The sequence below is a fragment of the Bacillus sp. FJAT-27225 genome (genome assembly GCF_001685025.1).
Lineage (GTDB): Bacteria > Bacillota > Bacilli > Bacillales > Cytobacillaceae > Bacillus_D.
The window spans coordinates 67291-82778 of sequence record NZ_MAYU01000012.1 but is presented as its reverse complement, the minus strand read 5'-3'; the positions used below and the strand labels follow the sequence as shown (position 1 = coordinate 82778).

At 45.9% G+C, this 15488-nt stretch carries 16 protein-coding genes; 11 read left to right on the top strand and 5 right to left on the bottom strand.

From position 1 onward, the window contains the following. The first annotated feature begins 79 nt into the window (after window positions 1–79). Complete coding sequence (locus A8F94_RS08045) at window positions 80–1279, top strand: ornithine--oxo-acid transaminase (RefSeq protein ID WP_066198122.1); 1200 nt, start codon at window positions 80–82, stop codon at window positions 1277–1279. 94 nt (window positions 1280–1373) lie between these two features. Beyond that, entirely contained in the window at window positions 1374–2600 is a 1227-nt protein-coding gene (locus A8F94_RS08040) for a Glu/Leu/Phe/Val family dehydrogenase (protein WP_066198119.1), read from the top strand. Between the two features lie 130 nt (window positions 2601–2730). Here the strand turns inward: A8F94_RS08040 and A8F94_RS08035 are convergent, their stop codons facing one another. Beyond that, window positions 2731–2964: a DUF378 domain-containing protein gene (locus A8F94_RS08035; protein ID WP_066198116.1), complete on the bottom strand. Its 234-nt coding sequence runs from the start codon at window positions 2962–2964 to the stop codon at window positions 2731–2733. Window positions 2965–3152: 188 nt separating this feature from the next. Here A8F94_RS08035 and A8F94_RS08030 point away from each other — a divergent pair, with 188 nt between their 5' ends. The 3 genes from A8F94_RS08030 to A8F94_RS08020 all read left to right on the top strand — a co-directional run bounded on the left by A8F94_RS08030 (window position 3153) and on the right by A8F94_RS08020 (window position 7371). After that, on the top strand, window positions 3153–4319 hold the full coding sequence (locus tag A8F94_RS08030; RefSeq protein WP_066198113.1) for an iron-containing alcohol dehydrogenase: 1167 nt from the start codon (window positions 3153–3155) through the stop codon (window positions 4317–4319). Window positions 4320–5475: 1156 nt separating this feature from the next. Further along, window positions 5476–6825 carry a glucose-6-phosphate isomerase gene (locus A8F94_RS08025; RefSeq protein WP_066198109.1) on the top strand — a complete coding sequence of 450 codons (1350 nt, stop codon included), beginning with the start codon at window positions 5476–5478 and terminating at the stop codon, window positions 6823–6825. Window positions 6826–6966: 141 nt separating this feature from the next. Then, window positions 6967–7371, top strand: a complete 405-nt coding sequence (locus A8F94_RS08020) for a YugN-like family protein (RefSeq protein WP_066198107.1) — start codon at window positions 6967–6969, stop codon at window positions 7369–7371. Between the two features lie 117 nt (window positions 7372–7488). Here the strand turns inward: A8F94_RS08020 and A8F94_RS08015 are convergent, their stop codons facing one another. Together A8F94_RS08015 and A8F94_RS08010 are read right to left on the bottom strand one after the other, a co-directional pair. After that, window positions 7489–8475, bottom strand: coding sequence for a potassium channel family protein (locus A8F94_RS08015; RefSeq protein WP_066198104.1), 987 nt, complete (start codon window positions 8473–8475; stop codon window positions 7489–7491). A 350-nt stretch (window positions 8476–8825) separates the two neighbouring features. Further along, on the bottom strand, window positions 8826–9491 hold the full coding sequence (locus tag A8F94_RS08010) for a transglutaminase domain-containing protein (protein WP_066198099.1): 666 nt from the start codon (window positions 9489–9491) through the stop codon (window positions 8826–8828). Window positions 9492–9580: 89 nt separating this feature from the next. Here A8F94_RS08010 and A8F94_RS08005 point away from each other — a divergent pair, with 89 nt between their 5' ends. From A8F94_RS08005 to A8F94_RS07990, 4 genes are all read left to right on the top strand, one after another. Continuing rightward, window positions 9581–11296, top strand: a complete 1716-nt coding sequence (locus tag A8F94_RS08005; protein WP_066198097.1) for a DUF6044 family protein — start codon at window positions 9581–9583, stop codon at window positions 11294–11296. A gap of 124 nt (window positions 11297–11420) precedes the next feature. Then, window positions 11421–12452 carry a glycosyltransferase family 2 protein gene (locus A8F94_RS08000; RefSeq protein ID WP_066198095.1) on the top strand — a complete coding sequence of 344 codons (1032 nt, stop codon included), beginning with the start codon at window positions 11421–11423 and terminating at the stop codon, window positions 12450–12452. Further along, complete coding sequence (locus A8F94_RS07995; RefSeq protein WP_066198093.1) at window positions 12421–12834, top strand: GtrA family protein; 414 nt, start codon at window positions 12421–12423, stop codon at window positions 12832–12834. The genes A8F94_RS08000 and A8F94_RS07995 overlap by 32 nt, the downstream gene beginning before the upstream one ends. Before the next feature lie 111 nt (window positions 12835–12945). Then, window positions 12946–13575 (top strand): LysE family translocator, encoded by a 630-nt coding sequence (locus A8F94_RS07990; RefSeq protein ID WP_066198090.1) that lies wholly within the window; start codon window positions 12946–12948, stop codon window positions 13573–13575. A gap of 74 nt (window positions 13576–13649) precedes the next feature. On the opposite strand, the gene A8F94_RS25680 is transcribed toward A8F94_RS07990, so the two are convergent. Then, window positions 13650–13811, bottom strand: coding sequence for a hypothetical protein (locus A8F94_RS25680; RefSeq protein WP_175384375.1), 162 nt, complete (start codon window positions 13809–13811; stop codon window positions 13650–13652). 149 nt (window positions 13812–13960) lie between these two features. On the opposite strand from A8F94_RS25680, the gene A8F94_RS07985 reads away from it, so the two are divergent. Next, window positions 13961–14764, top strand: a complete 804-nt coding sequence (locus tag A8F94_RS07985) for a TraR/DksA C4-type zinc finger protein (protein WP_066198088.1) — start codon at window positions 13961–13963, stop codon at window positions 14762–14764. Window positions 14765–14951: 187 nt separating this feature from the next. Here A8F94_RS07985 and A8F94_RS07980 read toward each other — a convergent pair whose 3' ends face one another. Beyond that, entirely contained in the window at window positions 14952–15158 is a 207-nt protein-coding gene (locus A8F94_RS07980) for a YozQ family protein (RefSeq protein ID WP_066198085.1), read from the bottom strand. 135 nt (window positions 15159–15293) lie between these two features. Here A8F94_RS07980 and A8F94_RS25675 point away from each other — a divergent pair, with 135 nt between their 5' ends. Further along, window positions 15294–15443, top strand: coding sequence for a hypothetical protein (locus tag A8F94_RS25675; RefSeq protein ID WP_175384374.1), 150 nt, complete (start codon window positions 15294–15296; stop codon window positions 15441–15443). Window positions 15444–15488: the final 45 nt, after the last annotated feature.

Below are 15488 nucleotides of genomic sequence, written 5' to 3'. Positions count from 1 at the left end.
CCGTTCTGTTATGTACAATAGTAGTGCATGGATTTTTTTAAATAGAAACCGAGAATGTCCATAAAATGGAGGGATAAACATGGTACATACTGCAAATAGCCACGATATCATTGAACAAACAGAAAAGTTCGGGGCCAAGAACTATAATCCGCTGCCGATTGTTATTTCGAAAGCGGAAGGAGTATGGGTTGAGGATCCAGAAGGCACTAGATACATGGATATGCTGAGTGCATATTCGGCGGTCAACCAGGGCCATCGCCATCCAAAAATCATTCAGGCGCTTAAAGACCAGGCAGATCGTGTAACGTTAACTTCCAGGGCATTCCATAACGACCAGCTTGGCCCATGGTACGAAAAGGTTTCAAAACTGGCGAATAAAGACATGGTATTACCAATGAATACGGGTGCTGAAGCCGTCGAGACTGCCATCAAGGCAGCTAGGCGCTGGGCTTATTTTGTCAAAGGAGTGGAAGACAACAAGGCGGAAATCATCGGCTGCACAGGCAACTTCCACGGCCGAACGATGACAGCAGTTTCCCTTTCTTCGGAGGAAGAATATAAAAAAGGATTCGGCCCGATGCTTCCTGGCATCAAGCTGATCCCATATGGAAACCTCGATGCATTGAGGGATGCGATAACACCAAATACTGCAGCTTTCATTATTGAGCCGATCCAGGGGGAAGCAGGCATCATTATTCCGCCGGAAGGCTTCCTAAAGAAAGCGTATGAGCTTTGCAAGGAAAACAATGTGCTGTTCGTCGCGGATGAAATTCAGGCCGGGCTTGCCAGGACTGGAAAAATGTTCGCCTGCGAATGGGAAGGCTTTGAGCCGGATATGTACATCCTTGGTAAAGCGCTTGGTGGAGGAGTGTTTCCTATCTCATGTGTTGTGGCGAATAAAGATATACTTGGGGTGTTCAATCCAGGTTCACATGGCTCTACCTTCGGTGGAAATCCGATGGCTTGTGCGGTTTCGATTGCGGCTCTTGACGTGCTTGTGGATGAGAAGCTTGCGGACAAATCGCTTGAACTTGGTGAATACTTTATGGGCAAATTAAAGGAAATTAACAATCCGCGGATTAAAGAGGTGCGGGGTAGAGGACTGTTCATTGGTGTCGAGCTTACCGAACCGGCACGCTCTTATTGTGAGCAGCTGAAGGAAGAGGGCTTGCTTTGCAAGGAAACCCATGAGACGGTTATCCGCTTTGCGCCTCCGCTTGTCATTACAAAAGAAGAACTGGATTGGGCAATAGAGCGGATTAAGAAAGTACTGGAATAGGACCGCGCAAAGGTTGGGAACGCCATGCTCAATAGGCTGGATAGTTTGCGCCAGCCATCTGCCAGTACGAAATGAAAGCTAAGGAGAGCCAAACATGCTTCAATCGACACAAACACTAATGAAAGAGGCAATCCGAAAGCTTGGCTATGACGATGGAGTTTACGAGCTTTTGAAGGAGCCTGAACGAGTGCTGGAGGTTCGTATTCCGGTCCGGATGGATGATGGGTCCGTAAAGGTTTTTTCCGGTTTCCGAGCCCATCATAACGATGCGGCCGGCCCGATCAAAGGCGGGATCCGCTACCACCCCGATTTGACTGTGGATATCGTGAAGGCGTTATCGGTTTGGGCGGGATTGCAATGCGGAATTGCCGGACTGCCCTTTGGAGGCGGAAAGGGCGGTATTGCCTGTGACCCGCGCCGTTTAAGCTTTGGGGAGCTTGAGCGGCTCAGCCGGGGATATGTTCGCGCGATTGCCCAGATTGTCGGGCCTTCCAAGGATATTCCCGGACCGGATCTTTTTACCAACTCTCAGATAATGGGCTGGATGATGGATGAATACAACAAGCTAAAAAAATACGACTCTGCAAGCTTTATTTCCGGCAAGCCTCTCGTCCTGGGGGGCTCACATATCCGGGAACAGGCTGGTGCAATCGGTATTGCCATTTGTATCGAAGAGGCGGCCAGGAAAAGACGTCTCCGCCTTAAGGGAGCAAGAGTCATCATCCAGGGCTTTGGAAATGCAGGCAGCCACCTGGCGAAACTAATGGTAGACGCAGGTGCGATTGTCATCGGAATTTCCGATGCCTACGGCGCACTATACGATCCTGACGGACTGAATGTTGGCTATTTGCTGAGCAGGCGGGACAGTTTCGGAACAGTCACTTCCTTGTTTGAAGGAACCATTCCCAATGAGGAACTGCTGGAACTCGATTGTGATATCCTTGTTCCTGCAGCAGTTTCAAGGCAAATTACGCTTAAAAATGCGCACAATATTAAGGCTTCCATTATTGTAGAGGCCGCAAACGGCCCGACAACATTAGAAGCTACAACCACTCTAATGAATAACGGCATCCTCCTGGTTCCTGACGTTCTTGCCGGGGCCGGGGCAATTGCAGCTTCGTATTTTGAATGGGTCCAGAACAAACAGGGACTTTATTGGGATGAAGAAGAAGTGGAAGCGCGGCTGCGCAAAAAGATGACAGATGCTTTCAATAAAATTTATGATTTGGCGATTGAGCGTAATGTTGATATGCGGCTTGCGGCGTACATGGTGGGAATCGGCAGGATGGTTGAAGCTGCCCAGTACCGAGGGCTTCTATAACGGAAAAAATCCCCGTGAATGGGGATTTTTCTGTTTTATCCAACCTTATGTGCCCATAAGCTACTGAGCAATTGGGCTTTGTTAACTAATCACCTTTGGAGACGAGCTTCCCAATTATGGAAAGAATCATTTATCTTGATGGGTTTGTTTGTGTTGCCTCTTCACGTTCGTGGCTTGGAGCAAACAGCAGGCCAAGGTTAATTAATCCCGCAATTCCCACTAAGCCATAGATAATCCTTGAAACAGCCGAATCCTGGCCGCCAAAGATGGAGGCTACCAAGTCAAATTGGAAAAAGCCCACCAGGCCCCAGTTGATTGCGCCGATGATAGTAAGAATCAGTGCCAGCCTTTGAATTGTGCTCATTATGATCCTCCTTGAAGTTAAAATGTAAACGTTAGTAATGTTCCCAAATTATCACCAACTATACATATAGAAACTATTTTTACAGGGGCAGGCTAAACCGAAAGATGCGCTTTTTGAAAAAAGCTTCGTTCTTTTTGCAATTATGGTTGGAATCATAAATAATAGTGATGTGAAAAGGAGGAGATTAGATGGAGAATTTTACATTTTACAACCCAGTTAAATTAATCTTCGGAAAAGGCCAGCTTGACCAACTTAAAAATGAAGTACCCCGCTATGGAAAAAAGGTATTGCTTGTGTACGGCGGAGGCAGCATTAAGCGGAACGGCCTTTACGATCAAGTTATATCCCAATTAAATGAAATAGGTGCCGAGGTTTTTGAACTTGCCGGGGTCGAGCCAAACCCCCGTGTTTCTACTGCCCGTAAAGGTGTAGACATTTGCAAGACGGAAGGAATTGAATTGTTGCTTGCGGTTGGCGGCGGCAGTGTTATTGACTGTACGAAGCTGATTGCTGCAGGGGCAAAATATGACGGTGATGCCTGGGACCTTGTAATCAAAAAAGCTCAGCCTCAGGATGCCCTTCCATTTGGGACTGTCCTGACACTTGCGGCAACTGGCTCAGAAATGAACGCTGGTTCGGTCATCACCAATTGGGAGACAAACGAAAAATACGGCTGGGGTGCGGGTGCATTAACAATGCCTAAATTCTCCATTCTTGACCCGGTCAATACATTCACTGTGCCGCGCGACCAAACAATCTACGGGATTGTGGATATGATGTCACATACATTTGAGCATTATTTCCACACCGCCCCAAACACTGAATTTCAGGATCGTATGTGTGAGGGCCTTCTTAAGACAGTCATTGAAACGGCTCCAAAGGCTCTTGAGGATCTCGAAAACTATGAACACCGTTCGACCCTTCTCTACTGCGGTACAATGGGGTTAAACGGGATGATCAACATGGGATTCCGCGGTGATTGGGCTACACATAACATTGAGCATGCCGTATCGGCTGTTTATGATATTCCGCATGGAGGCGGACTCGCCATCCTTTTCCCGAATTGGATGAAACACAATTTGAAGCATGACCCTGCCCGTTTTGCGAAAATGGCTGTCCGTGTATTTGATGTGGACCCATCCGGCAAAACGGATGAAGAAGTCGGACTGGAAGGCATTGAAAAGCTCCGTGATTTCTGGACAAGCATTGGTGCGCCATCCCGCCTTGCCGATTACAATATTGACGATAGCAATGTAGAGCTGATGGCCGACAAAGCCATGGCAAATGGTGAGTTTGGCAACTTTGTAAAACTAAATCGCGACGACGTTACATCCATACTGCGAGCTTCTCTATAATGTATTATGACTGCCCTTTTATAATAAGGGCGGTCACTTTTTTTGGGAAAAATGGAAAGGGTAAATAATGCAAATTTTTTAAAAAAGACAGTCTTTAAAAATGGTTCCCTTAATAAGGGGTTATGTGACGGATCTGACTTCTTTGGTGTGCGATCCGTCCCATAAAAAAAGCTAATGAGACAGACTTGCCTGATTGGGTATGCAATCCGTCTCATAAAAAGAGTTTATGGGACGGAATTGGTTGCTTGGGTGCGCAATCCGTCCCATAAAAAAAATTAATGAGACGGACTTGGCTGATTGGGTATGCGATCCGTCTCATAAAATGTGATTATGTGACGGAACAGGCTGCTTCGATGTGCAATCCGTCCCATAAAAAAACTAATGAGACGGACTTGGCTGATTGGGTGTGCGATCTGTCTCATAAAAAGAGTTTATGGGACGGAACAGGCTGCTTCGATGTGCAATCCGTCCTATAAAAAAGCTAATGAGACGCACTTGGCTGATTGGGTATGCGATCCGTCTCATAAAAAGAGATTATGGGACGGAACAGGTTGCTTAGGTGTGCGTTCCGCCCCATAAAAAAGCTAATGAGACGCACTTGGCTGATTGGTATGCGATCCGTCTCATAAAAAGAGTGTATGGGACGGAATTGGTTGCTTGGGTGCGCAATCCGTCCCATAAAAAAACTAATGAGACGGACTTGGCTGATTGGGTATGCGATCTGTCTCATAAAAAGTGATTATTGGACGGAACAGGTTGCTTGGGTGTGCAATCCGTCCCGCAATAATGAGCAGGAACAGGTTGCTTAGGTGTGAGATTGGACCCTTAAAGAGCTGATGAGACGAATCTAGTGGATTAGGAGTTCGAGCCGTCCGAAAAATGAAAAGATTGAAATCTTTTCGAACTTCAGAGACCAAATTCCCATCCTGCAAAATGGGTCGAAAAAAATCCAGTACTGAAGCCGCTTTCAGAAAAGGCTGTCCCTTGATTATCCGCAAGTCATTGGGTAAAGTGAGTAATGATAAGGTGAGTCCATATTCAGCCATACTCTGAATATGGCCAAACCAGAACAATCGGCACGAGATTGCCCAGTTGCAAGTCTCATAAACGCTGTTGGCAGTCCAACCGATAATCCATAGAACACGGAGGTTCCAAAATGACACATATCCGTTTTGATTACACAAAGGCAAGTAGCTTTTTTGGTGAACATGAATTAACATATTTACGCGATGCAGTAAAAGTTGCCCACCATTCCCTTCATGAAAAAACCGGAGCAGGAAGCGACTACCTAGGCTGGATTGATTTGCCTGAGAATTATGATAAAGAAGAGTTCTCCCGCATCCAAAAAGCAGCCGAAAAGATTAAATCAGACTCCGACGTACTTGTTGTGATTGGCATTGGCGGCTCCTACCTCGGTGCCCGTGCAGCACTTGAAATGCTTGGCCATAGCTTTTACAACGCACTCTCTGCGGAAAAGCGCGGCACACCGCAAATCCTGTTTGTTGGCAACAACATTTCTTCCACTTATATGCATGATGTTGCACAGCTATTGGAAGGCAAAGATTTTTCAATCAATGTCATTTCCAAATCCGGCACAACAACAGAACCTGCGCTTGCTTTCAGGCTGTTCCGAAAGCTCCTTATTGAAAAATACGGAGAAGCAGAGGCGAAGAAGCGCATCTACGCCACTACGGACAAAGCACGCGGCGCGTTAAAAACACTATCAGATGAGGTAGGCTACGAAACATTTGTGATTCCTGATGATGTCGGCGGACGCTACTCAGTGCTAACAGCTGTCGGACTCCTGCCAATCGCGGTAAGTGGCGCCGATATCGAAAAGATGATGAAGGGTGCCGCCCAGGCGATGAATGACTACAGCAGTTCAGAGCTTGATGAGAATCCGGCTTATCAATATGCAGCCGTCCGAAACGTGCTCTACAATAAAGGCAAGACCATTGAAATGCTTGTCAACTATGAGCCAGGGCTTCAGTATTTCTCTGAATGGTGGAAGCAGTTGTTTGGCGAAAGTGAAGGCAAGGATCAGAAGGGGATCTTCCCAGCTTCGGCTAACTTCTCAACAGACCTTCATTCGCTTGGCCAATATATCCAGGAAGGCCGCCGCGATATGTTTGAAACGATTATCAAAGTGGAAAAACCACGGTATGAGCTTACGATCGAAGAAGAAGCAAATGACCTTGATGGCTTGAACTACCTGGCTGGCCAAACAGTTGATTTTGTCAACAACAAGGCATTTGAAGGAACGATGCTCGCACACACTGACGGAGGCGTACCGAATCTGATTGTTTCGATTCCGGAAATGGATGAGTATACATTTGGATATATGGTTTATTTCTTTGAAAAGGCTTGTGCGATGAGCGGTTACCTGCTCGGCGTCAATCCGTTTGACCAGCCCGGAGTGGAGGCCTACAAGGTCAACATGTTCGCCCTCCTTGGCAAGCCAGGTTTTGAAGAGAAAAAGGCCGAGTTGGAAAAGCGCCTGAAATAAATTCAAGCGCAAGATTGACATGCTGGAATAGGAGAATTCAGAGGAGTCCGGAACGTGTGGCGAAGACCAGTTTCATCAAGAGAAGCGGCTCTATTGCAAACAACAATTTTTCCTGCTTAATGCTATTTAGGAGGGACTGCAATGATACCGATTAAAAGCAATGTAGAGGGCAAGGATTTTTCATTGCGAGAATTAGAGGATGCGTTGAAACCACTTGGCTACACCATTGGCGGTAACTGGGATTATGATCATGGCTACTTCGATTATAAAATTGACGACGATGGAACGTATCATTTTTTTAGGGTGCCAATCCAGGCCATTGATGGCCAGCTTGATGGAGGTAACCCGAGAGTCCGGATTGGGACTCCGTTCCTGCTCGCCCATCAATATGAGGATGGAGTCGATGATGAAGGAAATATCGGCACGTTCTCCGGATCTGTAAATCAGTTTCAATCCCCGGAAGTGAAGGATGCACCTATTGATTTGGAGTATGTTAATCTTGCTTCCAACCTTGTCCAAAAGCTGGAAGCAGCGCTTTTGCAGTAGGTTATATAGTTCCATTCCAGGCGGGGAACGGTTTGGCCCCGCCTGAAAGCTTACGAGTTATGCGGAAAACCTAAGCGGCTTGAATTGCGGGCTCAAATTCGCTGGGTTTTTGATGTTTCACTTAATGGCGATGAATTCATCGCCGTCTTCAATTTGATAAGAGAGGGGTGGATTGATAAACAAGTCCTCCCCTTTTTTTATGCCGAAAAGCAGCAATTCCTTTTTTGCCCATGCTTCTTTTGCGTCTGCAAAACTCTTTCCGATTAATTGAGTCTCTGCAGCAGTTGAAGCAAGCCGGTTTTCCTGGAGCTCGCCCATCATTTTTAAAAGCAGGCCTGCACCTCGGGAGTGCAGGCTGCTCAGCATGAAAATGCTTGCAAGCTTGTTTGATTGGAGAACCTGATTGGCGCCTGCACGCTTTGCATTGACAACCTGCTCGGGAGTCAATATTTCCACAATGCATGGCACTTCAGGGCAAAGTCCTTTAATTGTCAATAACGTCAAAATGGAATTCATATCTGCCTGGAGTTCCTCGGGGCTATGGTCAGCTGTAATCAGCACCATTTCTGCCTTCGGAATATTTGCTTTTAAAATTGTATGATCGACATGAGGCTTGCCCTGGATAAAATGAATCAGCTTGCCCGGCAGGGGATTTTCTGGGAGTGTCTCATCAATTAGTACAATTTCAAGCCCTCTCCCTGAGGCGGTTAGCTTGGTGATGACTTCTCGGGAACGCTCATTCCAGCCGATAATTGCTACATGGTTGATTCCTTTGTATGCGAGCTTCCCTTCAGAAAAGGCGTTCTGCCTTGTTACGGCGGCCGTTGCAAGAGAGACTAAATAAAAAGAAACAAGTCCTGCACCCGTTAAAATCAGGACTGCAGCAGCAATTCTGCCAGGAAGGGATTGGGGGACATAATCCCCATAACCAACTGTTGTTGCCGTAATAATTGTCCACCATATCCCGTCGTACACAGTCGGAAATGTATTCGGCTCCAGGAAAGTCATCAGTATTCCAAAAGAAAGAAAACAAAGAAGTGTCAGGACTGTAATCCGAATCAAAACCGGCAAGCGCAAAAAATGTAAATACCATCGATTTGGCATATAAGCTCCCCCTTGTAAAACTAAGTCGCATTAGTCATCGCTATTTTCTCGATTACCAGTATGGTCAAATTAGCGGAAACTCATAAGTGAGCCTCATGTCAAAACTCCCCCAAACAAACTAAAAACACCTTCCCGAAAGGAAAGGTGCCATAGGAAAGTAAAAAAATCGACTAGGATAGCTTTTATCGGGATTGTCTACGTCTAGCTCCAGCGCCTATCACCTAGCAAACTTCAGGTCTCCTCCCTACGATAAGTCATCATCGAATCGCTTACGCTCTTCGTGATTCCTTTATCTCAGTCGAAGCCCCTCCAGTTTGTACGGCGATAATCAAGGCGCTTGCGCTTTTGTTCTACCAGAGATACTCTCCCTCTTTTTTTACATCTGATTTTGTTACATATTCCTTATTTGGGATGTGAACAAAGCTTTCGGATTGTACATCAATATAGCCGGCCCCGCGTGTTGTATCCATTGGAACCCAGCTGCCATTCAGTTTAATTTCATTCCATGCATGGTCCTCACCATAAACAATTTTTGCTTCAATGCCAATTGCCCGGTGCAATGCAGCTGTAAGGTGTGAAAATCCCATACACAATGCCGTTCTCGATTCCAGCGCTTCAAGAGCAGATTTGAACGTGAAACTCTCACCCCTTAGGAATGCAAAATAGGTTGCTGCATCATACTCGAGGTTTTCAGTGACCCAATCATAGATGGCTTCCGATTTTTCACTATCGGATAATTTGCGAGCACTAATTTCTTTGGCTAGCCGAATGATGGCAGGATCATTGCTTTCCACAACAGAGCTGGGCAGGAGAAAAGGGGTTCCATCGATTGTTTTTGTGATGTGATAGGACAGCACTGTCGCAAGGCCATGTTCTTTATTGCGGAGGCTGCCAGCTTCATTTAATAAATCCTTCGCCATAGCGAACGGCAGGATTGATTTTAGCTGTTGACAATCGGGTATAACCATTTCTTTTGTAGTTTTTACTATAATAATTGTATTTTTATAAAATTCCAATGCCCTACTTTATACAACTAGGAATAAAATCCGAATTTTAGGTTAATGCTAGGACGGGTTTAATCCGCAAAGTAAAAGGAGGGCACACCATGGATACACAAACGAGTGAACGGAGGCAAACAGGATTGCTTACCATCCTGCAAACGGCCAAGCGAAGGCAGATTGCGTTTGCCATGGCGGTATTAGCAATCTATTTAATGCCTCTTTTTATTCTCGGTGAAAAAGCCCATATTCGGGTCCACGATAATCTTGACTCCAACCTTGCATGGTATAAAGTCTTGGCTGAAAGCGGACAAATTTTTGGCCCGCTAGAAGGGATCATTCCGCAGATTGTTAATGGCGGACTATCCCGGAATGCCTTTGGGCCTGAGCTTAGCGGGATTGTCTGGCTGCACGCACTGCTGCCAACTATGGCTGCCTATTCACTCAGCCAGGCACTTGCTAGATTCCTTGCCTTTATAGGAATGTATCTTCTTTTAAAAGACCATTTTATAAAAGAATCAAGCCGGCATTGGATCATTGTTGTTACAGCGCTTGCTTTCGCCCTGACCCCATTTTGGCCGTCCGGGATGCTGAGCACTCTCGGAATGCCGCTTGCATTATGGGCGTTTCTTAATATTCGCACAGGAGATAAACGGCTCGCGAACTGGATGGTACTTTTGCTTTTGCCGCTATATTCAAGCTTTGTGCTGGGGTTCTTTTTCTTTCTCGCTGCAATGGGACTCTTTTGGCTGGTAGATGCCTTTAAAAGAAAAACGCTGAATCTGAACTTGTTTTTTGCGATTGCTGTTATGACGGCCATGTTCTTGCTCGTCGAATACCGGCTTGTCTATTCCTTCCTATTCGATGATGAACCAAACAGCCGGGATGAATACTTTCATGCCAGACTCTCCTTTTTGCAGGCAGCCAGGCTATCGGTGAAAAATTTTTTCCTTGGGCACACACATGTCATGACCGTTCATGGCCTGTTTATTATGGCTGCGACGTTGATTGCGCTTTGGTTTGTTTTGTCAAAAAAAGTTTGGCGCAAGGAATGGCCGTTCCTGCTGTTGCTTGGGATAAACACTTTATTGTCGATTTGGTATGCGTTCTGGTTTTACAAGGGGTGGCTGCCGCTGACTGAAAAATTCCACTTTCTTGATACGTTTAATTTTGCCCGTTTTCATTTTTTAAGGCCGATGATTATTTATATCGGCTTTGCGCTGGCCCTTAAAATTTTGGCGGACGCCGGAATTGCGTGGAAAAAGACGGGGATATTTCTTTCAGTTTGCCAGCTTCTTCTTTTGCTAAGCTTTAATGATGAAATTGTGTACCGCAACAAGCCATCGGTAGGGGAATTTTATGCAAAAGAACAGTTTGCGGATATCGCTAGGCATATCGGCGAGCCGAAGGAAGGGTACGGGGTCGCCAGTATCGGCCTGCATCCGGCAATCGCCCAATACAATGGTTTTTACACGCTGGATACATACAATAATTTCTACCCGCTTACCTACAAACATGAATTTCGTAAAATCATTGAAAAGGAATTGGACAAGAACGGAACGATTCGGACCTACTTCGATGAATGGGGTGGCCGCTGTTATTTGTTCACTGCCGAGCTGGGCAAAAGCTATATGTTCAAAAAATCTTCCAAGGCAGCTTTGAGAAATTTGGAACTCAATACGGATCAATTTAAGAAAATGGGCGGCACGTATATTTTTTCTGCGGTGCCCATCCTGAACGCCAATTCAACTGGCCTGAAGTTAGAAAAGGTTTTCGATTCAGATGAGTCTGCCTGGCGGATTTATTTATATAAGGCAATTTAACGTAAAAAGATCTTGCAGGAATTTGTTTTAATGCATGAAAAATCTGGACGAAGCAGATTATGTCTAGCAGAACCGAATGAATCAACCGACTATAAAATGAACGTCTTACGCTTGGAGGTACCTTATGAATGAACCAGTTTTAACGATTGTGGTTCCTTGCTATAACGAGGAAGAAGTGCTGCCCCTAACTATGCCTCGCCTGACCGGGCTGCTGGAAGGAATGATAAAGGACAAGCTTGTATCAGCAAGGAGCCGGCTATTGTTTGTCGATGACGGGAGCCGTGACCGCACATGGGACATTATCTATAAGGCAGGGCTGGATCATCACCTTGTCAAAGGTGTCAAACTCGCCCGGAATGCAGGACACCAAAATGCGCTTCTCGCCGGTATCTTTGCGGCCAAGAAAGCTTCCGATTGCATTTTATCGATTGATGCCGATCTGCAGGATGACATCCAGGTCATTCCCCAGTTTGTTGAAAAATTTCTTGAAGGTAATGAAGTGGTGTACGGGGTCAGAAGGAAACGTGATACCGATACGTGGTTCAAGCGATTTACCGCGCTGAGCTTTTATTCCATTATGGGCAAGCTCGGAGTTAACCTCGTTCACAACCATGCAGACTTCCGGCTGCTCGGCCGAAGGGCAGTTGCCGAACTGGAAAAATTCAAGGAAGTCAATATGTTTTTAAGAGGAATCGTCCCTTTACTTGGCTTCAGATCGGCTGAAGTTTTCTATGACAGACAGGAGCGGGAAGCCGGCGAGTCCAAATATCCGCTTCGGAAAATGCTCAGTTTTGCCTTCGATGGTGTCACATCGTTCTCGGTTACGCCAATTCGTTTCGTCCTTACAATAGGCCTTACGTCTTCGTTCATTAGCCTGCTAGTCGGATGTTACTTTTTGTATTTGAAGTTTTTTGATAAAACCGAGACTGGCTGGACCTCGCTGATTATTTCCATCTGGCTGATCGGAGGGCTTCAGCTTGTTGCAATCGGCTTGGTTGGGGAGTACATTGGTAAAATTTATAAAGAGTCCAAGCAAAGGCCAAAGTATATAATTGACCTGGATATGTACAATCTTCCGTTCCTGGACGATAGCCAGCTTGAACCTGAAATGGAGCGGATTCTGCTTGATCGAAGTAAAATATCTGAAAGCAACTAACACTTTTGTCCGCTTTGTGATGGTCGGTGCAGTCAATACGGCGGCCGGCCTTTTTATTATGCTTACTTTGCTGAATCTAATTGGAGTTTCTTACTGGCTGTCTACTTTCATTGGTAACTCAGCAGGAGCTATACTCAGCTACTTTCTTAACCGCAGCTTCACATTCCGCAGCTCGGTAGGTTTAACAAAAGCGGCCCCGCGATTTATAGCCGTCATTTTGACTTGTTATGTTTTTTCCTATTGGGCAAGCAGCAAGCTTGTCGCCCTTGAATTTGCAAACTTCCTGCCAGCAAGGCTCCATAACGATGCTGCCGTTTTGATTGGCAGCGGCATCTACACAATCAGCAACTACTTAGGGCAAAAGAAGTTCGTCTTTAAATAGTCTGGATTGCTACTGTAACCCCTGCTGTTTGAAGTTTCATTTTATTGTCGTACAGGCCCACCCCCTTGAATACAATTTGTAGACAGGCTTTTTCAGGGGGGACTAAATGAAATGAGTGTCTATTTAAGTTACATACTGCTCGGACTATCGCTTGCGGCGCCAATCGGGCCAATCAATGCAGCCCAGCTTGACCGCGGAATTCGCTACGGTTTTTGGCACTCCTGGTTTACTGGTATTGGTGCCGCCGTGGCCGATGGGGTGTATATGCTGATTGTGTATATAGGCGTTGTCAAATTTATTGATGCCCCGATTGTCCAAACCTTCCTGTGGCTATTCGGCGCATTCGTCCTCATTTATAGTGGTGTTGAAAGTCTTATCGGAGTAAAAGGACTCACTATAGACCGGAACCAGCAGAAGGAACCGCTCATCCGGTCGTTTATGTCCGGTTTTTTCATGAGCCTATCCAACCCGCTTACAATTCTATTCTGGCTCGGCATTTACGGCTCAGTCCTTGCCAAGACAGCTTCAAGCTACGGACATGGCCAGCTTGTTCTCTATAGTTTGGCGATTTTCACAGGCCTGCTAATCTGGGACATTTCCATGGCAGCCCTTGCAAGTGGAGCCAAACGGTTTTTAACCTCGGCACTTCTTACCGGTATATCCATCCTTTCCGGGTTGTCATTAATTGGATTTGGAGTGTATTTCGGCTGGCAGGGCATTAAGGCAGTTCTATCATGGTGAAAAAACCAACTGAAGGGGTCTGACCCTTACCTCCCGGGGGTAAGGGTCAGACCCCCTTTGCTATATACACCTCGTTAAACCTTCCTGCCCACTGCTCCTGGAGATTTATCTGTATTCCCTTGTCCGTTATAGTCTCCACTGTATTTTCCCCGCGGCTGATCACGGTCTGTTCCAATGTACTCTCCCTGGTGCTTTTCCTGTATATGCTGGAATTTCCCTTTGTCACGATTCGGCATTGTCTTCCCCTCCTTATACCTTTAGCTTGCAACTTCGGCTCCGCCTTATCCAAACAAAATTCTGCATAATAACAGGCAGTTAATTTGAAACTAAAGAGAAGATTGCACCGTGCCGAATTGGTGCGGATTATTAGGAAAGGGGCCAGCATATGTTATCTTCAAGCCAATTGGAAGAGCTGCGGTCTCGCTTGCTTAAGGAAAAGGCGGACCTGGATAAGCATTTTTCGGAAAACGACGAATTTGGATTGCAGCGAGGGCACGACCATGAATCAATGGGAGAGCTTTCAAGCTATGATAACCATCCGGCCGATGATGCGACCGAATTATATGAACGTGAAAAGGACATTGCCCTAAACGAACATTACAACCAGCAAATTGACAATATTAACAGGGCACTCGAAGCCATGAATAACGGGACATACGGAAAGTGCCAGGTTTGCGGAAAGGAAATACCAATTGAGAGGCTTGAGGCACTTCCGGATACAACCTACTGCAAGGAGCACAGCCCTGACAAGGTAACGTCACATACCCGCCCAGTCGAAGAGGGAGTTCTTATGCCGCCGTTCGGCAAATTCGACAAGGATGAAGAGGATGAAAGTGTATCCTACGATGCGGAGGACTCCTGGCAGGAAGTTGCCTCGTATGGAACATCCGAAACACCATCGGATTTTGCATTCACCGACGAAAAAGATCATTACAATGACGATTACATCGAGTCCGAAGACCCGGTCGGTTATGTGGAGGACTATGAAAACTTTGTTGGCGTTGACATGTATGGAAAAAACCTGACTGTCTACCCGAACGGACAGCACCGTAAATACGAACAGGAACTTGATGAGGCCGGTACAATGACGGCATTTGGTGATCTGCCCGCTTTCGAACATGATCCATATGTTGATGATGACCCCGCTGACGGGCTGCAAGATAGGCATGGAGATGGGGACGGGCGCTAAGCCCGTCTTTCTTTTAGTTGTGGTTAACCCGAGGGGGTCGTTATTTTTTGGAATATTCTGCACTTGAAGAATTAATTTCAAAACCGCTAAATTATTTAAAAAAGTGTTCGAATTAATCTTAAAATCGCTGAATTATTCATTTTCTATGTAAAAAGGTCCTTGAGAAGACCTCAAGAACCCTGTTTAACTACTTGTTTTTCCCGCGGGGAAGATCATCTGCGCTGCCATCAGGCCGCTCGATTTTACCGCCGATTTCGCCTTCCATATACGCGTCCATTGCTTGCTCATGAGTTTCAGCCAATCCGGAGGACAGTTCGTTATCCTTTTGATAATCAGTGACATCGTAAATCTTTCCGGCAATTTTTGTAGAGTCCGTATTATTTTCTTTGCTCATGTAAGCTCATCCTTTCTAGCCAGTCTCAGTACCAGGTTATTTTTCGCAAATAAGCAATGAATTACTCATTTTTCCCTAGTTATGTTTCTAATTACCCTAATTGGAGAAAAGTAAAAGAAAAGGAGGCGGGATACCATGAAAGAAAATGAACAAATACCATTTCCATCAAGAAGAAATCTCGATGAGGCGTTTCATAGCCTTCAGGACACAATTACTATGATAACAGTAGAGGAAGAAGAGGAAATGACCCGGCAAGAGGTTGAAGGAAAGAAAACGGATGAGTAAATGATTAATCGCCGTCCCCGTGCATTCAGGGAGCGGCGCTTAATC